Origin of the sequence: Natronospirillum sp. (assembly GCF_022565775.1) — a bacterium.
Lineage (GTDB): Bacteria > Pseudomonadota > Gammaproteobacteria > Pseudomonadales > Natronospirillaceae > Natronospirillum.
Genome location: NZ_JAIUMC010000060.1, coordinates 1 through 18985 on the forward strand (window position 1 = coordinate 1; position 18985 = coordinate 18985).

Consider the following 18985-nt stretch of genomic DNA (forward strand, 5'->3'; position numbering starts at 1 on the left):
GCTGGATCTGATCGTCTGCTGACAGAGCCCGGTCAGCGGCAATGGCACTGAGTTCTTCAAGTGCCCCCAGTTGTTTGTTCAGTGATGTCTGGGCTTCGACCTCATGAGTGATTTCGTGAATGGCGAACACATACTGCAGGTCGCCTGCAGCGCCCCGTTTCAGCGGCGCCCCATTGATGGCCAGAGCCTTGCGCGTGCCGTCAGGCCAGACGATGGCATGACGCACGTCCGTGACCGGTTGGCCAGTGCGTCGAACCACTGCAAAAGGCAGTTGTTCCTGCGGAAAAGGTGAACCGTCCAGGCTTTCGATTGACCACTTAGGGTCATCATAGGTCACGATGTCCTGGTCGACCTGGTCGACCTGGTCGACCTGGTTGACCACCAGACCCAGCACGGCCTGTGCCTGTTGATTGGCGAACAGCAGCTGACCTTGATCGTTGAGCACGGTGACGGCCACCACATTGCTGGTGAAGAGGCTCTCCAGAAAATCGCGCTGCTGAGTCAACTCAATACGCAAACGCTTGTCAGTCAGTCGATTGAGTTCGGACTCAACAGCGTTGGCAAAGTCGCGCAGTCTGTCGCGTTCTTCCTGAGTCAGCTTACGCGGTTGGCTGTCAATCAGGCAGAGTGTGCCGATGCGGTGGCCCTGCTCTATGCGCAGGGGCGCGCCTGCATAAAATCGGATGTGGGGCGGCCCTGTCACCAGGGGGTTGTCGCTGAAACGCGCATCCTGCTTCGCGTCACGGACCTCCAGGATGTCATCGGACAGTATGGCATGACCACAGAAAGAGATATCGCGCCCGGTCTCCCGGACATCCAGCCCTTGGCAGGACTTGAACCACTGGCGATGCTCGTCGACCAGTGAAATCAGTACAATATCAGTACCGAAGGCGTCCCGGCAGAGTCGAGTCAGACGATCGAAGCGCTCTTCAAAGCCGCTATCCAGTATGTCCAGATCTTGCAGTGCACGGACTCGGGCCGACTCATTGGGGGGCGTTGCGGGTGACTGCATGCGAACGGGCTCTCCGGCTTCCCTGACAACGATTGCTCAGCATAGTGTCTGCCATGTAGTACTATTAAGTCCAGTCTCTTGGTTATGCGAGGCCTCACGTGCACGTTTTGCTGGTAGAAGATGATGAACTGATTGTTGATCTGATTGCGGTGCTTTTGGGCAATGCCCTGAAAGGTGCCAAAGTAGTAGCGGCAAGCTCGGTAGTGGAAGCGTGGGCGCGCTGGCAAGCCCTGGGCGTTCCGGATCTGGTGATCTGCGACTGGCGGCTTGACGGCATGCGCACCGGCGAGGAACTGGTCGAGATGATTCGTCAGGAAAACAGCAGGGTCCCTGTCATGATGCTCACCGGGCACAAGGACCGCCAGTTGGTAAGGCGCATGGTCCGGCTGGGTGTTGATGATTACATGCTCAAACCGTTTGGCCACGATGACCTGATTGACCGTGTGCGTCGGTTATTGGGTGAACGAGCGGACGGTGTTGAACCCGACGCGGACCAGCCGCAACCCACTCTGGGCCAGTGGCTGGCCAAGGTTGACCATGTGCTCGACACCGTGCCGAACCTGGTGACGCCGGTGCCTGATATCACCAATATCGAACAGGCCAAGGCCGCCTCAGTGGCAGAGTTGGCCTTGGCCTGGCAGCACAACAGCGGCATTGTGGAGCGTGCCATCCGGAGTACCAACCGGATGCTGCAGGCGCGCTCGGGTACGTCGGTCAGTTCGCTGCGCGATGCGATTGGGGTACTGGGTACAGAGCGGGCCGTCGACCTGGTGCTCGCGCTGGCGGTCGGCCAGCGCGACGCCTACCCGTCGCCGGAACTGGCGCGTGCTGCCGAGCGCCTGGATGCAGAATCCACCCGCGTGGCGCATCTGGCCACTCAACTGGCGGCGAAGGTCCATGCCGATCCAAAACTCGCTTTTACTGCGGGGATGCTGCACAACCTCGGCGACAAGGCAGTATTGGCGGCCCTGTGCCATTATGCCGATCATCATGGCGAGGTCGAAGAAGCGGACATCGTGAAGGCACTGAATGAGCATGCCGCTCAGTATGGCAATAGGCTGAAAGTGAAATGGCATATGCCCCTCGAATTGCGGACCCTGATGGGGGCAGCCTATGCCCTGCCCAAAGACCATGTGACACGACAGCAACTCATCATGCGTCTTGCCAGAGCGCTGGTGGTCCGGGATGTTCCTGTTCAGCAGATGAAACGCTGGGCACGACAGGCAGGGGTGGACGACGGGGCGGTAGAATAGTGCTTCGTGTTCGTATCAACGTCGTCTTTGTGATTTAATATTAAATTATTCTAATGAATGCGCTGGAGTCAGGATCATAGCCTTATGCTCAGTCCGAAAGTTTTTGTGGGATTATTGATTCTATTGGCTTTGGCACCCTGGCGTGTCGCGGCCGATACGGCTCTGCTTGACCCTATGCAGCTTTTGCTGCAGGGCGCAGACCCCCAGACCGTGTTTGCTGCGGCCATCGAAGCGCAGATTGGTATTCCCGCCGAACATGCCGATGTGGTGTTCTGGCACAAAAATACAGGAGAAGAAATAGCCTATGGGGAGGTTCGCAATCTGATCGGACCGGCACGGCAGGATGGCGTGTTGGAACTGCTACTGATGGCGGAAGCCATGCTTGGACAGTCTGAGAGCCACTTGCCGATGGAGAGTCCGCGGCTAGCTCGTGTGCTGGATGCGGCGTTTCTGGCCTCCATGCGTCGCCCGCCCGAACACATTGCAGTGGAGTTCTTCGACCTTCGTGAGGGGCCAACTGGCGACCTGACCGGTGGTGTCTCCGGCCATACTCCACTGAATCGGCAACCACCCGCCAGCGCCGAAGAGCGAATGGAACAATTGCGCGAGCGTCAGTAGCCGCTGCGTATGATCTCGATACCGGGCATGATGGCGGTGCGCCAGGCGTGCGCGACTTCATCACTGTATTCGGGGTCATGATATCTGATGGTAGCGATCAGAGCGTCCAGCCACAGATCATACCAGGCCGGATCAATGTCATGGCCTGTGCGAGAATGACTTTTGGCAAGGTCTCTCAGCTTGGTGTCGGCCATGCCGCGGGCATGCAACACCAATTGCATGATGCCATTGCGCAGCAAGTGTCGCTGCTGTTTCATGTCAACATCTGCGAAACGCGCCTTGATGGTCGGTGAGCTGTTCATGAATCGGTCGTAGAAATCCACAAAGAACTGCGGATTGTTGCAGACCCGTCCATAACTCTGGAACACGCGGTCACTCTCGCGGCTGGGCATGACTACCTCGCAAGACAGTGGAACAGGCGGCATTATAGGTAACGTACACGGCGGTTCAAGTTTCGTTGTTGAATCCGGTTGTTGAACGGGCAAGAAACAAAGCAATCCTGAACCGTTGCCCAGTCGTACCTGCAAGGGAATTCAAACATGAAATGGAAGACCGAATGTCCATCCTGATCTGGAGTCTGCTTTGCGCCGCTCTGCTGGTGATACTGTCCAAGGCACCGGCGATGTTTTTCATCAACCGTGAAACAACGGGCTACGACAACCATCATCCGCGCGAGCAGCAGGCGCAAATGAAGGGGGCTGGCGCCCGCGCGCTGGCGGCGCACCAGAACACCATTGAGAGTTTCCCCCTGTTTGCTGCCGGCATCCTGGTCGCTGAACTGGCGGCAGAAGCCCACTTGCTCTCGGCCACGCTGGCAGTTGCCTTTATTGTGGCTCGTGTGCTCTACATCGTGTGCTATGTGAAAGATATGGCCACTTTGCGCAGCCTGGTCTGGGCGGCAGGCTACCTGTGCAGCATCGGCCTGATACTGGCCCCCTGGTATGCAGGTTGAGGCTTAGATACCGGTCAAAGTTGTGTCACACTGGTGTTGAGCGACTCCATGGCCAGGTTCCGCACGGAATGGTCGGGGCGCTGAATTTTTTCCGTCAACAGAGAGAAGTCCAATGAGCCATACACCGCATGAACTGCCTGAAGAATTTCCGGAACACAAAGAGCTGATGCATGAGCTGAAGCAGTCGGATGCCCATTTTGCCAAGCTGGCAGATGACTATCATGAAGTGAATCGGGCGATTCACCGTATGGAGACAGAAGTCGAACCGGTGGCGACGCACACAGAAGAGGATTTTCGCAAAAAGCGCATGATACTGAAGGACAAGATTGCCACCTATTTGAGTGAGAAGAAGGCAGGGTAATACATGCCCCAAGGGTCTCCGGCCCCTCTGCCTTGCGCTCGGGTCAATGGGTCGGGTGCCCCATCAGCCAACCTTGTGGTTTGATGGGGCAGACTGTTGAGCCGCAACAGGGCATCAGTCTTTCCCTGGTGCCGCCTCCCGACCTCGCTCGACATCATAAGCCAGAGCCCGTTTTCCCGTATCCTGATCCACCACCCAGGGTTCGTGAGGGGCTTCCCGGCGCACGCCGGGCCCTTCTGCAAATCTTTCCTCGTGCAGTGCGCGCATCGTACCGACCAGCATCAGCATCAAGACCACCGAAAAGGGCAATGCGGCGGCCACCACGGCAGATTGCAACAGTTCCAGGCCGCCAGCGAGCAGCAACACACCGGTCAGCAGCGTCAGCACAACGCCCCACAGGATCCGGTGCTGCTTCGGCGGGTTGGCGTCACCCCCGGCCAGAATGGTCGTCACTACCAATGTGCCGGCGTTGGCCGAGGTGATCAGATAGGTGCCTATCAGCAGGGTCATGACGGCCGACAGGATCACGCCAATGATGCCGATGTCCATGCCTTCCAGGGTGGCAAACAGCGCCATGGTGACATCTTCGTTGACCGCCTCGACGATCCCGCCATTCCCGAACAGTTCCTGATACAGGGCTGAACCGCCCAGCAGGCCGATCCAGACCGTGCTGATCAGGGTGGGCACCACGAGTACACCCAATACGAATTCACGCAACGTCCTGCCGCGCGATATGCGCGCGATGAACATGCCGACAAAGGGTGACCAGGCCATGGTCCAGCCCCAGAAAAAGACGGTCCAATCCGATTGCCAGTTGCCGTCCTGATTGGCGTGGGTATAAAACGCCAGACTCAGCAGATTCTGCAGGTAGACGCCAAAGGCTTCCAGTGTCGAAGCGATCAGATATTGTGTGGGGCCAAAGAACAGAATCGCTGCAGCCACCGTTAGACTGAGCCAGAAGTTGGCCTCCGAAATCAGACGCATGCCACGTTCCACGCCCGAGACCAGCGTCACTGTCGAAATGACCATCAGCACGGCAATGATGAAGAGTTGCAGCCGCACCGAGGACTCCAGACCGAAGACTTCGCCGAGACCGGTGTTCATCTGTTGAACACCCAGGCCCAGTGTGGTGGCGATGCCGAAGATGGTGGCCACCACGGCGAGAATATCGACCAGCTCGCCGACTCTGCCATAGGCATGCTTGCCGATCATGGGATGCAACGCGGAGCTGATCGTCAGGGGCTGGCCCTTGCGGAAAGCGAAGTAAGCCAGCACCAGGGCGACAAAGGAAAAGATGGACCAGGCATGCAGCCCCCAGTGGAAAAACGACAACTGCATGGCCGCGGTTGCCGCCTGGGCGCTGCCGGGATCGTCGGTGAAGGGGTTGTCCTGAAACTGCATGATCGGCTGCGCAACCGCCCAGAACAGAATGCCGACGCCGGTGCCGGCGGCAAACAGCATGGTAATCCAGGAGAAAAAGCGGAACTCCGGTACCTCGCGATCATCCCCCAGCCGCACATTCTTGTAACGGCCTACACCCAGCCAGATCATGAACAACAGCATGAAGGCGACCAGCAGCACGTAATACCATTCCAGGAACGGGTTCATGATCGAGCGAAAGGTACTGATGGCATGGGCTGTCGGGCCTGCCCAGAGCGTGCCCAGCAGCATGATGGCCAGCATCAGTATACTGGTAATAATAGTGGTTCTGGGATTGACGCCTTTGAACAGACCGCGAACGGCTCTGACCGTGAACATGCAGGATCCTTTTGGTTGTATTGCAGCATTCTGGTTGCGGCCAGCATTCTAGCATGATTTCCTAGAGTAACTTTGTCAGTTGCCTACTAGCGTGCCCGCCGCGGAGAGCCTGATTCATGTCACTCGAAATTGCCCCCATCCTGCACCAGGCTCACCCGATCATCCCCGTCCTGACTCTGCAACATGTCGAGGATGCTGTGCCTCTGGCCGAGGCCCTGCAGGCCGGCGGCATCGACGTGGTGGAAGTCACGCTGCGCACTGACCAGGCGCTTGCCGTCATCAAGGCCATGAAACAGGTCAAGGGCATGGTGGTGGGTGCCGGCACTGTGGTGCGGGCCAGCCAATTCCGTGATCTGGAGGAAGTGAAGGCCGACTTCGCGGTCAGCCCTGGCGCGACGCCTCAATTGCTGGAAACCGGCCGGGTGTCGAGCATGCCCTTCCTGCCCGCGGCGGCCACGGTGTCGGAAGTGTTGCAGGGCATGGAGGCGGGCTTTGACTGCTTCAAGTTCTTTCCGGCTTCAGTGCTGGGCGGTGCGCCTGCCCTGAAAGCGTTCCACGGGCCTCTGCCCGATATCACCTTCTGCCCCACCGGCGGTATCTCCCTTGCCAACTGCGGTGACTACCTGAGCCTGCCCAATGTGGCCTGTGTCGGCGGGTCCTGGATCGTCCCTGGTGATGCGCTGCAAAACAAGGACTGGAGCCGCATCGAGCAGTTGGCGCGAGAAGTGGCTACACTGGGCTGAGCTTCCAGACTTTTTTCGAGGAGAGCACCGCCATGACCCAGCCCGACTCGTTGAAGCTCGTCGAGCCGTGGACCGTCCACGACAGTGAAGACCCGGTGAAGCGGTATGCGGGCCAGATTCCCTTCGATGTGCACCACCTTTTGCTGGAGGCGCAGCAGATACCCGATCCGTTTTTTCGCGCCAACGAGGCGAGTGTCCAGTGGGTGCACGAGCGAACCTGGGTGGCCGAAACCGTATTCGAGGTGGCGGCAGACCAGTTGACGACTCAGGCCACGCTGCGTCTGGAGTTTGTCGATACCCACGCCACGGTGGCCTTGAATGGCACAGAACTGGGTACCATCGCCAACCAGTTCCGGCGCTTTGACTTTGATGTGTCCTGGCTGCTCAAGGTGGGCAGCAACCGGTTGACCATCACGCTGCACGACAACGCAGCGCTCGGTGCCGAACGGGCAGCACAGCAGCCGTTTCCGGTGCCCTGGGCAGACATGAACAATGATATTCCGCACATGAATCTGGTGCGCAAGCCCCAGTGCGATGCCGGCTGGGACTGGGGTATCTGCCTGCTCTCCACAGGCCTCTACAAGGCGCCGGAGATTGTCTTTCATCGGGATCGCCTTCTGTCGACGGTGCGCGTTTTCCAGCAACATCATGCTGACCGGGTCGAACTGGAGGTGGTGGTCGATACCGACGGCCCGGCCGAGATCGAGCAGACAGTAACCGTGGCTCTGGGTGATGATGAAATCGCTTCCGTAACACTGGCACCGGGCCAGCACCAGGGCACTGCGCACCTGACTGTCCGTGAACCCAGGCTATGGTGGCCGGCCGGTTATGGTGACCAACCGGTGTACCCACTGACTGCCGAGCTGGACGGGCAACGCTGGCAGCGTGATATCGGCCTGCGTGCGCTGCACTGGGACCTGAGTGAAGACGACACCGGCAACCGAATGTGTCTGGTGGTCAATGGGGTGGAAATATTCGCCAAGGGGGCCAACTGGATACCCGCTGATGCCTTCCCGACCAGACACACTCCGGAACGCTATGAGCAATTGCTGACCAGCGCGGTTGACGCCAACATGAACATGATCCGTGTCTGGGGCGGCGGGCTCTACGAGCATGACTGTTTCTATGAGCTCTGCGAGCGTCTCGGCCTCCTGGTCTGGCAGGACCTGATGTTCGCCTGTGCGCTCTATCCGAGTACGCCGGAATTCCTTGAAGATGTGGGGCCGGAAATCGACTGGCAGGTTTCGCGCCTGCAGGCCTGGGGCTGTATTGCCCTCTGGTGTGGCGACAACGAGGTGATCGGCGCCATCAACTGGTTCGATGAATCACGCCGCCAGCGCGAGAAATACCTGGTCAACTATGACCGGCTAAATCGAGCGCTCGAGCAGGGGGTGACCTGCGCCGACCCAAGCCGACTGTTCTGGCCCAGCTCGCCGTGCAACGGCAGCCTGGACTATGGCGACGCCTGGCATGATGACAGCAAGGGGGACATGCACTTCTGGGATGTCTGGCACGAGGGGCAGTCCTTCAGCGCCTATACCGAAATCAAGCCGCGCTTCTGTTCAGAGTTTGGTTATCAGTCGTTTCCGTCGCTGCGTCTGGTGCGGCAGTTCACCGAAGAAGAAGACCGCAATGTCACCAGCCCGGTGATGGAAGCCCACCAGAAAAACGACGGTGGCAACGCCCGCATCGTCGAGATGTTCACGCGCTATTTCCGCTTTCCGGTCGGCTTTGACCAGTTTCTGTACCTGAGTCAGGTGCAGCAGGCCATTGCCATGAAAACCGCCATTGAATACTGGCGCTCGCTGCGCCCGAACTGCATGGGCACCCTCTACTGGCAGCTCAACGACAACTGGCCGGTCGCCTCCTGGAGCAGTCTGGATTACGAAGGCGGCTGGAAGCAGTTGCACTATCATGCTCGCCGGTTCTATCAGCCGGTACAGTTGTTCTGGCTGCAGGAGGAGGGCGGTGAAGGCTTGCAGTTGGTCGCGGTGAACGATCTGGCCGAATCGGCAGAACTCAAAGGCGCTCTGCGCCGGCACGACCTGGGGGGCGCACTGCTGGAGCAGGAGCTACTGAACGAAACACTGGCACCGGGTGAGAGTCGGGTTTTAGCCAGAATGACCAGCAAGCGAGCCACTGCCGAGTTTGTCACCGCTTTTGCCTGTGCGGAGATGGCCACCGGCGGACAGCAGTTTGAGTGCGAGAACACCGGCTATTTCGCCGCATGGAAGGCGCTGAATCTGCCCCCGGCGACCATCAGCGTAACAACCGGGGACAGCCCCGAGGGCCCCTGGGTGGAGCTGCACTGCGAACAGCCGGGTCATTTCGTGACTCTGGAAGCAGAGGCTCCGGGGCGCTGGAGTGACAACAGCTTTACCCTGTTGCCCGGCGAACCCCGGCGGGTGCACTGGCGCGGCGAGGCATTGCCTGAATATCGCATCAATGACCTGCAGGGCAGCTATCAGTCCGTCACCAGTTTCCAGGGCACTGACTGACCGGCCATAAAGGGCACAATGGGCTCTCCGTCAGCCAGCGTAATGGACTCGGGTATGCGCCAGTCCTCTTTCACCAGCGTAATGGTGCCACTGTTGCGCGGCAGGCCATAGAAGTCGGGCCCGTAATGGCTTGCGAAGCCTTCCAGCTTGTCCAGCGCGCCCAGCTCGTCAAACACCTGGGCATAGAGCTCGATCGCCGCCCAGGCACTGTAGCAGCCGGCACAGCCGCAGGACGTTTCCTTTTTGGCCTGCACATGGGGCGCCGAATCCGTGCCCAGAAAGAATTTCGGTGAGCCGCTGGCCACCACCGCGCGCAGCGCCTGCTGGTGAATGTTGCGCTTGAGTACCGGCAAACAGTAGTTGTGCGGACGAATGCCCCCCACCAGCATGTCATTGCGGTTCAGCAGCAGGTGCTGCGGTGTGATGGTGGCGGCCACATTGGCATGGGTGCTCTCGACAAACTCGACCGCTTCCTTGGTGGTGATGTGCTCGAACACCACCCTGAGGTCCGGAAAACGCTCGACAATGGGTTTGAGCTTTTCGTCAATGAACACGCGCTCGCGGTCGAAGATGTCGATATGGGCGTCGGTCACTTCACCGTGAATCAGCAGCAGCATCTTGTGCTTCTGCAGCGCTTCCAGCACCGGGTAGCGGCCTTCCAGGTCGGTTACCGCGGCGTCTGAATTGGTGGTGGCACCGGCCGGGTAGAGCTTCACTGCAGGAATGCCGGCGGCGGCAGCCTGGGCAATATCCTCGGGCGTGGTTCTGTCGGTGAGATAAAGCGTCATCAGAGGCTCGAATTCAGACCCTTCCGGCCGAGCGGCCAGAATACGACTCCGGTAAGCCAGGGCATCGTCTGCCGTGCGCACCGGCGGGGCCAGATTGGGCATCACAATCGCCCGACGAAAACAGCGCGCCGTGGCCGGCACGGTTTCCTTCAGCATGTCACCATCGCGAAAGTGCAGGTGCCAGTCGTCTGGCGTCTGAAGGGTAATACTCTGCATGAGGCGTATTTTCCTGAAAATTAATTGAAATAATACCACGCAGAGTCAAGACCCGCTCGGTGCCTGTGCAGCAGCCAGTGCCGTTCCCTCAGGTCATCAATCCCCCCCTCTGATTTTCTGATTGTGTTTCAATATGCGGAATAGCATTTCATAATTTGATTGCGCGACAGGTTTTCGTTATGGTCAGTTTTGCGTCAATTCGAGCAAAGTCGAACATTTCAGCGCCCATAACAACGAGAAAAGGATCCTTATGAAACCGCAAAACCTATTTCTGATACTGGCTGTCGGCCTGATTGTCTTTGGTGGCTTTCTGGCCAACCGAGTGCAAACGGGTAACGGCAGCATTGAAGTGAAAACAGTCCGCTATGCGGGCGATGATGGGCTGGTCAATCATGCCCGACTCTACATTCCCGAAGGGGTTTCCAATGAAAACCCGGCCCCGGGTATTGTGGCCACGCATGGCTACATCAACTCCAACGAGACCCAGGCACCGTTTGCGATCGAGTTCGCGCGCCGTGGCTATGTGGTCCTGGCGCCCGACCAGACCGGTCACGGCTATTCGGATGCCCCGGCTTTCGGCAATGCCTTCGGTGGTATCAATGCGCTGCAGTACATGCGTACACTCGAGTTCGTGGACGCAGACAACATCGGGCTTGAAGGCCACTCGATGGGTGGCTGGTCGTCACTGATCGCGGCAGCGGTGATCCCGGATGGTTATCAGTCCATCGTGATCCAGGGCTCGTCGACCGGTACCTTTGGTGCACCCGAGGGCACCCCGGAGTGGCCGCGCAACCTGTCTGTCGTGTTCTCGAAGTATGATGAATTCTCGCAATTGATGTGGGGCACCGAAATCCCCGCAGACGTTCCCGAGACCGAGAAGCTCCAGGCCCTGTTTGGTACCGACGAGCCGGTTGTTCCCGGCGAAGTGTACGGTTCGATTGAAGACGGCACGGCCCGCGTGTTTCATCAGCCGGCCATCACTCACCCGGCCAACCATTTCTCGACAGAGTCTGTTGGCTATGCACTCGACTGGTTCGACCAGACACTGGAAGGCGGTCAGTCGCTGTCCAGTTCTGACCAGGTGTGGATCTGGAAGGAAATCGGCACCCTGATCGCGCTGCTCGGCATGGTGATGTTGCTGGTGCCCGCCGGAACCCGGCTGATCAACCTGCCGGCGTTCCAGTCGCTGCGCGGCACGCCTGCAGAAAGCCGGGCCCTGACCGGCTACAACTGGTGGATCGGCGCCGTGGTGTTTGTCGTGCTGCCGGTAGTGACACTGTTTCAGTTCAAGGGTCTGACTGAAAGCTGGGGCTGGACACCCAGTGCGCTGCTGCCACAGGAAATCACGACTCAGGTGATGGTCTGGATCATTGGCGTTGGCCTGATCGCACTGGCACTGTTCACCGCCTGGCACCTGTTGCTGAACCGCAAGACTGGTGCGACCCTGGAGCACTATGGGCTGACCTGGAATGGTCGCGTGGAAATGGGCAAGATCGTCCGGTCTTTCCTGTTCGCCCTGTCGGTGGTTGGGGTGGCTTATGTTTCCCTGCTGCTGACCATGTTCTTCTTTGATGTCGACTATCGAATCTGGGTCTTCGGGGTCAAGCCGCTGAGCACGCTGCAGTTCCAGATTGCACTGAGCTATGTTGTTCCGTTCTGTGCCTTCTTCCTGGTGGTCGGGGTCTTGCTGCATGGCCAGTTGCGCCGCACACAGGCCAGCTTCGTGCAGGAACTGGCAGTGAACTGGGTACTGCTGGTGATTGGCTACCTGCTGTTTCTGGCCTTCCTGTACACGCCGCTGTTCATGGGTGGCACGCTGGCCATTCCGTCCGAGCCGCTGTGGGCCATCATCACCAAGCAGTTCGTGCCGCTGATGACCATTGCCGCGGTCGTGTTCACCGGCTTCTATCGCCTGACCGGACGCGTTTATACCGGGGCCTTCATCAATGGCCTGCTGGTGACCTGGATCGTGGTCGCTGGTCAGGCCACGCACTATGCCTTCTGAAAGCTGACCCATTGATTAGAAGGCATGAGGTGCGAACCACCTCATGCCTTTTTTTGTGCCTGCGAAAGCAGATCGATTGCCCGTCTAAACCCACCCATCGGCCAGCACAAACCACATCGCCAGCATCGGCACCGCCAACAGCAGAAAGAGCCGGTTCCAGACATAGCCGATAAGGAAGGAGGACACACCCGACAGGCGGGACATGATCAGCATGGACGCGGTCAGTGGCGATGACATCAGTGCCAGCGTCCAGCCAGTGAGCAGGGCAACACCAATCGCTGCCTCGGACAGGCCCGGCACGGCCAGTTGCGGCAACAGGCTGGCGAGCAGCGTCACGGTCAGAATCGGGTTGATGCCCACCTGCGCCAGCCCGAAGACCAGCAGCATGGCCAGTACCGCGTTCCAGACGCCCCAGTCGAGCATGAAACCGAGCCAGTGCAACGAGGCTTCAACATCAATCAGAAAAAGGGTGAGCACACCAATATAGCCGGCAACACCCAGCACCACGACCTCATTGCCCACGGGCCTCAGCAACCAGGGCAACTGCCGCCGCAGTATCCTGGTGGTGGGCATGACGCCATGGGTTTTCAGGCCGCGGTTTTGCCACAGCAGCCAGGCGCAGGCCGCCAGCGGGGCGCCGAGCAGGGCGGCAATGGGTAATCGAATCTGCAGCAACCAGACCAGCGAAAACACCAGCAGTACGATGGCGAGCATCAGCAGCGTAAAGTGCACCAGAGGCAACAACGATGGCGCCTGATGACTGGCTCGAGTGGCGGCTGTTGGCTGCGGCCCGGTCACGGCATCGACCGACCAGCCCAGCAGGTAGATCAGGAGAGCTGCCCCCCAGGCCAGCGGCACCAGTTCATGCCACCCCAGCGTCGGCATGCTCGACAGGATGACCGCCACCCCGATGCCCATGGGCGAAATCAGGGGTGCCAGTGAGAAGCCGCGCAGCAGCGCCATGATCATGCGCCGACGCCGAACTTTCTGCACCCAGGCCCGGTTGTTGGCGGCCTTCAGGGTATTGCTCTTTTCGATCATGGTGGCAAACAGATTCAGCACACCGATATTGATGATGATCCCGAACAAGGCAGAACCGGCAGACAGGATCGGATAGCGCTGGCGCGGTGGTTGGCGCAACATGGCCTGGCCACAGTGGCGCACCAGGCGAGAGCGATAGGCGGGTATGCGCAGCAGGCCCAGAGCCACGATAAAGGTGGCAAAGAAGGCGAAGCGGTCGGCGGCGGCGAGAAAGGTAGTCCAGTTCAGGGCATCCTGATACCAGGCCAGGGCGGTGATCAGGGCAGCCACCAGCAACAGCAGTCTGGCCAGCGCCGACAGCCCGGACACGGTCAGCAAATAGCCCGCCAGCAGCATCAGGCCCGGGTAGCGCAGAAACTCGGCATCGCTTGCCAGATAGCCCAGGGTAGCGACAGCGGCCAGCGCCAGGAAGGCTACATTGAACCCATCGCGCAGCATTCGCTCAGGGTGTCTCGCCGTTGGCCATGTCACGCAGCCGTCCCTTGAGGATCTTTCCGGTTGCGGTGGCCGGCAACTGGTCCATGACAAAGATGCGGCTGGGACGTTTGTATGGGGCCAACTGGTCGGCGACAAAGTCGCGCAAAGCCTCTTCGGTCAATTCGGCACCCGGGTCACACTGTACGTAAGCGATCACTTCTTCATTGCCGGCCACCTGACGCCCCACGACCGCCGACATCATCACGGCGGGATGACGGTTCAGCGCCGCCTCCACGTCCGGCGGGTAGATATTGAAGCCCGACCGGATGATCAGCTCCTTGCTGCGGCTGACGATATACAGCTGGCCCTCGTCGTCCACCCGGGCAATGTCACCGGTGTTCAGCCAGCCGTCGGCGGTCAGGCAGGCTGCGGTGGCTTCGGGCTGCCGGTAATAACCGAGCATGACGTTGGGCCCGCGCACCCACAGCTCACCCGGGGCGGTTTCGCTCTCCCGGGTGTCTTCGGTCAGCGGCAGCAGCCGGTATTCCAGCAGGGGCAGCACCCTGCCCACCGTGTTGTCTTCAGCGTGCTGGTCGATCCGCGTCTGGCTGATGGTAGGGCTGGCCTCGGTCAGCCCATAGCCATTGTGCAGGGTCAGGTTGAACACCTTTTCCACCCGCTGTTTGGTTTCCAGATCCAGCGGCGAGCCACCGGCCGAGATATAGATCAGCGCCTCTGCCTTTAGAGTACGCTGATGGGTGCGCAGGTGTTCAAGCGTTTTGGCGTACATGGCCGGTACGCCCTGCAGCACGGTGATGGCCTCCTGCTCCAGCGCATCTAGCAGATCGTCGGGCGCAAATCGGGGTATGGCATACAGGCAGGCGCCATTGTAGAGGGACCCCATGCACACCGAGGACAGCCCGAAGACATGTGACATGGGCAGCACGCCGTAAACCCGCTGCCCCTGGGTCAGGTGACGCATGCCGCCGGAAATGGACGCGATATACAGAATGCCCCGATGGCTGAGCATCACTCCTTTGGGTTTGCCCGTGGTGCCCGAAGTGTAGATCAGGGCCGCGGTCTGGCGATGCCCTTCTGCGTATACCGGGTCCGGTTCCGCCTTGTTCAGGCCGCCGATCATCAGTTCACCGAGACTCTCGTGCACGAAGGGCTCAGCCTCGTGGCGCCGGCCATGGGCAGCCGCCTCTGTCGAGGCACCACTGGTGAAAACCACTCGCCTCGGCAGACAGTCTGCCGCGATGGCATCAATTTCACTGGCCGACAGACGTGGATTGATGATGGCCACACTGGCGTCCATTTCGGTTGCGGCCAGCAACAGGACGACCAGTGCCCGACAATTTTCGCTGACCGCCATCAGCCGATCACCTGGCCTCAGGCCAAGCTCTTCAAGCCAGATCTTTACCGAGTAGATCTGCGCGGACAGGGCGCGGTAGCTCCAGCGTACTTCACCCTCGACCAACGCCGGCTGATCGGGGAAACGGCGCGCATTGTCGTGCACCCGCTTACTGAGACGATCCGGCAGCTCGGCCACCAGATCACTGGCCCAGCGGCCAAAGATCAGTTCATCGGGTGCCTGTACCGGGTTTGATTGAGCCATCAGCTGGCATCCCGCACCATATTTCGTGCAATGACCAGTTGCTGAATCTGCGTTGTACCCTCGTAGATGCGGAACAGGCGCACATCGCGATAGAAGCGCTCTACCGCGTATTCCGCCATATAACCGGCCCCGCCATGCACCTGAACGGCACGATCCGCTACCCGGCCAACCATCTCCGAGCAGAACAGCTTGCTGCAGGAGGCCAGAGTAGAGACATTTTCACCGGCATCCTTGCGTCTCGCGCCGTCAAGCACCATGCATTCACCGGCATAGGTCTCGGTCTTGCTGTCCGCCAGCATGGCCTGCACCAGTTGTTGGTCGGACAGCGGCACACCAAACTGCTTTCTTTCCATTGCATAGCGCACCGACTCGTCGATCAGACGGTTGGCAACTCCCACGCAGACGGCAGAAATGTGCAACCGCCCGCGGTCCAGCACCTTCATTGCGGTCTTGAAGCCCTGGCCCTCTTTCAGGCCAATGATGTTGGCAGCGGGTACCCGGCAGTTCTCGAAGATGATGTCGCAGGTATGTGACCCCTTCTGACCCATCTTCTTGTCGATTGCGCCGCGCGACAGGCCCGGGGTATCGCCTTCGACAATAAAGGCCGATATGCCGGAAGCGCTCTTGTCTGACGGGTCAGTACGGGCCATGACGGTGAAGACGTCCGCCTCGGGGCCGTTGGTGATATAGCGCTTGGTGCCATTCAATACGTAGTGATCACCATCGCGAATGGCGGTGGTTCTGAGGCTGGCGGCATCAGAGCCGGAGTCGGGCTCTGTCAGACAGAAGGCGCTGACGATGTCACCGGTCGCCATCCGGGGTACATACTTCTCTTTCTGCTCGTCAGTGCCGTCGATCAGAATACCCTGAGCACCAATGCCGTTGTTGGTGCCGAATATGGACCGGAAAGCCGGCGAGGTTTGCCCGATCTCCATCGCGATCAGCACTTCCTCTTCCATCGTCATGCCCAGACCACCATAAGCCTCGGGAATGGCCAGGCCAAAGAGACCCAGGTCTTTCATTTCCTGCAGGATGTCGGCTGGCACCTGGTCGGTTTCGGCAAGCTTCTCTTCGTTGGGCATCAGCCGCTCGCGCACAAACTTCCTGAGGGTGCTCAGCATCTGGTCCAGTATTTCCTGATCTCTGATCATTATCTTGGTACTCCGCTGGCTTTTGTCTTTATATTCCGCACTGCGGTATTTTCTTCCGCATATTGATTTGAACTTTTACATAGCCTAGGATGCCAGTCAATAAATAGAATTCAGTTTTTCACAGTGGAATCCGCTGTGGTGGCCCATTTATCGCCTTGACCCGTGGAGAAAGCACCATGTCCAGCCCAAGCCCTGACTCAACCCGGGAACCTCTGGTATTCACGCGTATGGGTATCGTGGGTACCGGTGCCATGGGTCGAGGCATCGCGCAGATAGCGGCCCAGGCTGGCCTCAGCGTCAAACTCTTTGATCAAAACCCCAAAGCGGCAGACGAGGCGATCGGGTTTGTTGCCGGGCTGTGGCAGAAGAAGGTTAACAAAGGCAGCCTGACCGAGGCGGATCAGAACCGTTTTCTGGCGGCCCTGAGCCCGGTGGCCGAACTGTCGGAACTGGCGGACTGCGATGTCATTGTCGAAGCCATTGTGGAAAAGATGGAGGCCAAACAGAGCCTGTTTGGGCAACTGGAAAGTCTGGTCGATGAAGACACGGTGCTGGCGACCAATACGTCGTCGCTGTCGGTCACGCAAATCGCGTCCGGCTGTGCCAGACCCGAGCACATTATCGGCTTTCACTTTTTCAATCCGGTCCCCCTGATGAAAATCGTCGAGGTCATACCGGGTGTCAAAACCTCAGTGCAGGTGGTGGAGCGAATGATGCAACTGGGCCAGCAGCTCGGGCATTTCGCGGCTCAAGCCACCGATACGCCCGGGTTTCTGGTCAACCATGCCGGTCGGGCCTTTGGCACCGAGGCGCTGCGTATTCTGGCCGAAGGCACCGCCGAGTGCGCCGATATCGATCGCATCATGACCGATCAGGGCGGTTTTCGCATGGGGCCCTTTACGCTGATGGACCTGACCGGTCTGGACGTATCGGGGGCGGTCATGGACTCCATCTATCATCAGTATTATCAGGAGCCCCGCTACCGGCCTGCCTATCTGGTGCAGCAGCGCATCAGCGCCGGGCTCTTTGGACGCAAAACGGGTGAGGGCTTCTACCGCTATCAGGATGGCCGCCAGGTCATGCCGGAAGAAAGCTCGATCGAGCGCACTGCGTCCTGTCCGGTCTGGATCAGCCCGGAAGATGAAACCAGCCATCAGGCCCTCAAGGCGCTGGTTGAAGCAGCCGGCTGGCCAACGGCCGCCTCGGAGCAGGACCCGGAGGCGCTGTGCCTGGTAACGCCCTGGGGCGAGGACGTGAGTACCTGCGCCCTGCGTCAGGGTTTGCCGCCCTCACGCACGCTGGGAGTCGACATGCTCGCCGGCCTGGACAAGCGGCGCAGCATCATGACCAGCCCGGCCACCGACTCTTACATGGCCCGCGCGGCGATGACCCTGTTCAGTGATGACGGCAGCGCGGTAACCCGGCTGAAGGACAGTCAGGGCTTTGTTCTGCAGCGCATCATTGCCTGCATCGTGAATATCGGCTGTGATATTGCCCAACAGGGCATCGCCAGACCGGATACCATCAACCGGGCGGTAGAACTGGGTCTGGGCTACCCGAAGGGCCCCCTGGCGCTGGGTGATCACTTTGGGCCGGCCAGAATACTGGAGATTTTGAACAACCTGCTGGAGAGCACCGGTGACCCGCGCTACCGGCCCAGCCCCTGGTTGCGCCGCAGAGCGCTGCTGGGGCTGCCACTGACCGCTGAAGAAAACTGACTGCCAACCTGCACCGAGGTAATTCATGCAAGATGCCTATATTTATGACGGAATTCGTACACCCTTCGGTCGCTTTGGCGGTCAGCTCGCCGGTGTAAGACCTGACGACCTGCTTGGCCTGGCCATCCGCACACTGGTGGAACGCAACCCCTTTGTTCCGGAGCATTTCGAGGACGTGGTTGCTGGCTGCACCAATCAGGCCGGCGAAGACTCGCGCAATGTGGCCCGTCATGCCGGGCTGCTGTCCGGTCTTCCTGTTTCCGTGGCCGGCCAGACGGTCAATCGTCTGTGTGGCAGTGGCCTGGCGGCGATGATTGATGCCTCTCGTGCCATTCGCTGCGCCGAAGGTGAGCTCTACATCGCCGGTGGTGTCGAGAGCATGAGCCGCGCGCCCTATGTGCTGTCCAAGGCCGAAAATCCCTATGCCCGCAATCAGACGCTCTTTGATACGGTGATCGGGGCTCGTTTTGCCAATCCGCTCATAGCAGAGCAGTTCGGCAGTCACAGCATGCCGGAGACAGCCGACAATATAGCGGCCGATCTCTCGCTGCCGCGCGATCAGGCCGATGCCTTTGCGGCGCGCTCGCAGGCGCTCTACCAGCAGGCACTGGAGCGTGGCTTCTATGACGAAGAGCTGGTGCCGGTTGAAGTCAGCCAGGGGCGCAAGCTACCCCCGTTGCAGGTAGCGGCCGATGAACATCCGCGCCCGGGAACGGACGCGGACAAGCTGGCAAAACTGCCGCCGTTGTTCAGCGATGGTGTGGTCACGGCCGGCAACGCCTCCGGACGGTAGAGCGACAAAATCGAAGAAATATCATCAATACAAGAGGGTTTCA

The 18985-nt window shown here is 59.5% G+C and carries 15 protein-coding genes and 1 pseudogene; 9 read left to right on the forward strand and 7 right to left on the reverse strand.

Annotation, left to right across the window (positions count from 1 at the left end):
- A partial coding sequence (locus LAT62_RS11305) for a GAF domain-containing protein (protein ID WP_293383600.1) occupies window positions 1-1012 on the reverse strand: 1012 nt, incomplete at its 3' end.
- A gap of 98 nt (window positions 1013-1110) precedes the next feature.
- Between LAT62_RS11305 and LAT62_RS11310 the strand changes: the two genes are divergently transcribed.
- Both LAT62_RS11310 and LAT62_RS11315 read left to right on the forward strand, forming a co-directional pair.
- The gene (locus LAT62_RS11310; RefSeq protein ID WP_293383603.1) at window positions 1111-2265 is read left to right on the forward strand and encodes a response regulator; all 1155 of its coding nucleotides are present in this window, start codon (window positions 1111-1113) and stop codon (window positions 2263-2265) included.
- Window positions 2266-2349: 84 nt separating this feature from the next.
- Window positions 2350-2883: a hypothetical protein gene (locus LAT62_RS11315; protein WP_293383607.1), complete on the forward strand. Its 534-nt coding sequence runs from the start codon at window positions 2350-2352 to the stop codon at window positions 2881-2883.
- Here LAT62_RS11315 and LAT62_RS11320 read toward each other — a convergent pair.
- Complete coding sequence (locus tag LAT62_RS11320) at window positions 2877-3275, reverse strand: globin (RefSeq protein WP_293383610.1); 399 nt, start codon at window positions 3273-3275, stop codon at window positions 2877-2879. The two genes, LAT62_RS11315 and LAT62_RS11320, sit on opposite strands and share 7 nt — an antisense overlap.
- A 152-nt stretch (window positions 3276-3427) precedes the next feature.
- On the opposite strand from LAT62_RS11320, the gene LAT62_RS11325 reads away from it, so the two are divergent.
- Together LAT62_RS11325 and LAT62_RS11330 are read left to right on the forward strand one after the other, a co-directional pair.
- Window positions 3428-3835: an MAPEG family protein gene (locus LAT62_RS11325; protein WP_293383613.1), complete on the forward strand. Its 408-nt coding sequence runs from the start codon at window positions 3428-3430 to the stop codon at window positions 3833-3835.
- Between the two features lie 112 nt (window positions 3836-3947).
- The gene (locus LAT62_RS11330; protein WP_293383616.1) at window positions 3948-4196 is read left to right on the forward strand and encodes a DUF465 domain-containing protein; all 249 of its coding nucleotides are present in this window, start codon (window positions 3948-3950) and stop codon (window positions 4194-4196) included.
- Between the two features lie 114 nt (window positions 4197-4310).
- Here the strand turns inward: LAT62_RS11330 and LAT62_RS11335 are convergent, their stop codons facing one another.
- Entirely contained in the window at window positions 4311-5954 is a 1644-nt protein-coding gene (locus LAT62_RS11335; protein WP_293383619.1) for a BCCT family transporter, read from the reverse strand.
- A 116-nt stretch (window positions 5955-6070) separates the two neighbouring features.
- Here LAT62_RS11335 and eda point away from each other — a divergent pair, with 116 nt between their 5' ends.
- Both eda and LAT62_RS11345 read left to right on the forward strand, forming a co-directional pair.
- The gene (gene eda, locus LAT62_RS11340) at window positions 6071-6697 is read left to right on the forward strand and encodes a bifunctional 4-hydroxy-2-oxoglutarate aldolase/2-dehydro-3-deoxy-phosphogluconate aldolase (RefSeq protein ID WP_293383622.1); all 627 of its coding nucleotides are present in this window, start codon (window positions 6071-6073) and stop codon (window positions 6695-6697) included.
- A gap of 32 nt (window positions 6698-6729) precedes the next feature.
- A complete protein-coding gene (locus tag LAT62_RS11345) occupies window positions 6730-9195 on the forward strand; it encodes a glycoside hydrolase family 2 protein (protein WP_293383625.1) in 2466 nt (821 codons plus the stop codon).
- Here LAT62_RS11345 and pyrC read toward each other — a convergent pair.
- Complete coding sequence (gene pyrC, locus LAT62_RS11350; protein ID WP_293383627.1) at window positions 9162-10199, reverse strand: dihydroorotase; 1038 nt, start codon at window positions 10197-10199, stop codon at window positions 9162-9164. The genes LAT62_RS11345 and pyrC overlap by 34 nt on opposite strands.
- Window positions 10200-10449: 250 nt before the next feature.
- Between pyrC and LAT62_RS11355 the strand changes: the two genes are divergently transcribed.
- Window positions 10450-12204 carry an alpha/beta fold hydrolase gene (locus LAT62_RS11355; protein WP_293383630.1) on the forward strand — a complete coding sequence of 585 codons (1755 nt, stop codon included), beginning with the start codon at window positions 10450-10452 and terminating at the stop codon, window positions 12202-12204.
- A gap of 84 nt (window positions 12205-12288) precedes the next feature.
- Here LAT62_RS11355 and LAT62_RS11360 read toward each other — a convergent pair whose 3' ends face one another.
- The 3 genes from LAT62_RS11360 to LAT62_RS11370 are packed head-to-tail and all read right to left on the reverse strand — an operon-like array spanning window position 12289 to window position 16431.
- On the reverse strand, window positions 12289-13716 hold the full coding sequence (locus LAT62_RS11360) for a hypothetical protein (protein ID WP_293383633.1): 1428 nt from the start codon (window positions 13714-13716) through the stop codon (window positions 12289-12291).
- Entirely contained in the window at window positions 13688-15280 is a 1593-nt protein-coding gene (locus LAT62_RS11365; protein ID WP_293383636.1) for a class I adenylate-forming enzyme family protein, read from the reverse strand. The genes LAT62_RS11360 and LAT62_RS11365 overlap by 29 nt, the downstream gene beginning before the upstream one ends.
- The gene (locus LAT62_RS11370) at window positions 15280-16431 is read right to left on the reverse strand and encodes an acyl-CoA dehydrogenase family protein (RefSeq protein ID WP_293383639.1); all 1152 of its coding nucleotides are present in this window, start codon (window positions 16429-16431) and stop codon (window positions 15280-15282) included. Before LAT62_RS11370 ends, LAT62_RS11365 begins: the two co-directional genes overlap by 1 nt.
- Window positions 16432-16607: 176 nt before the next feature.
- Here LAT62_RS11370 and LAT62_RS11375 point away from each other — a divergent pair, with 176 nt between their 5' ends.
- Window positions 16608-18149, forward strand: coding sequence for a 3-hydroxyacyl-CoA dehydrogenase (locus LAT62_RS11375; protein ID WP_293383642.1), 1542 nt, complete (start codon window positions 16608-16610; stop codon window positions 18147-18149).
- Between the two features lie 25 nt (window positions 18150-18174).
- Window positions 18175-18936: pseudogene (locus LAT62_RS11380) on the forward strand (3-oxoadipyl-CoA thiolase); the annotation flags it as partial.
- Window positions 18937-18985: the final 49 nt, after the last annotated feature.

Bases quoted from the DNA above. Each gene is read 5' to 3' on its own strand.
- LAT62_RS11315 (WP_293383607.1), top strand. From the start codon at position 2,350: ATGCTCAGTCCGAAAGTTTTTGTGGGATTATTGATTCTATTGGCTTTG.
- LAT62_RS11325 (WP_293383613.1), top strand. From the start codon at position 3,428: ATGGAAGACCGAATGTCCATCCTGATCTGGAGTCTGCTTTGCGCCGCT.
- eda (WP_293383622.1), top strand. From the start codon at position 6,071: ATGTCACTCGAAATTGCCCCCATCCTGCACCAGGCTCACCCGATCATC.
- LAT62_RS11365 (WP_293383636.1), bottom strand. From the start codon at position 15,280: ATGGCTCAATCAAACCCGGTACAGGCACCCGATGAACTGATCTTTGGC.
- LAT62_RS11335 (WP_293383619.1), bottom strand. From the start codon at position 5,954: ATGTTCACGGTCAGAGCCGTTCGCGGTCTGTTCAAAGGCGTCAATCCC.
- LAT62_RS11370 (WP_293383639.1), bottom strand. From the start codon at position 16,431: ATGATCAGAGATCAGGAAATACTGGACCAGATGCTGAGCACCCTCAGG.
- LAT62_RS11355 (WP_293383630.1), top strand. From the start codon at position 10,450: ATGAAACCGCAAAACCTATTTCTGATACTGGCTGTCGGCCTGATTGTC.
- pyrC (WP_293383627.1), bottom strand. From the start codon at position 10,199: ATGCAGAGTATTACCCTTCAGACGCCAGACGACTGGCACCTGCACTTT.
- LAT62_RS11330 (WP_293383616.1), top strand. From the start codon at position 3,948: ATGAGCCATACACCGCATGAACTGCCTGAAGAATTTCCGGAACACAAA.
- LAT62_RS11320 (WP_293383610.1), bottom strand. From the start codon at position 3,275: ATGCCCAGCCGCGAGAGTGACCGCGTGTTCCAGAGTTATGGACGGGTC.
- LAT62_RS11345 (WP_293383625.1), top strand. From the start codon at position 6,730: ATGACCCAGCCCGACTCGTTGAAGCTCGTCGAGCCGTGGACCGTCCAC.
- LAT62_RS11375 (WP_293383642.1), top strand. From the start codon at position 16,608: ATGTCCAGCCCAAGCCCTGACTCAACCCGGGAACCTCTGGTATTCACG.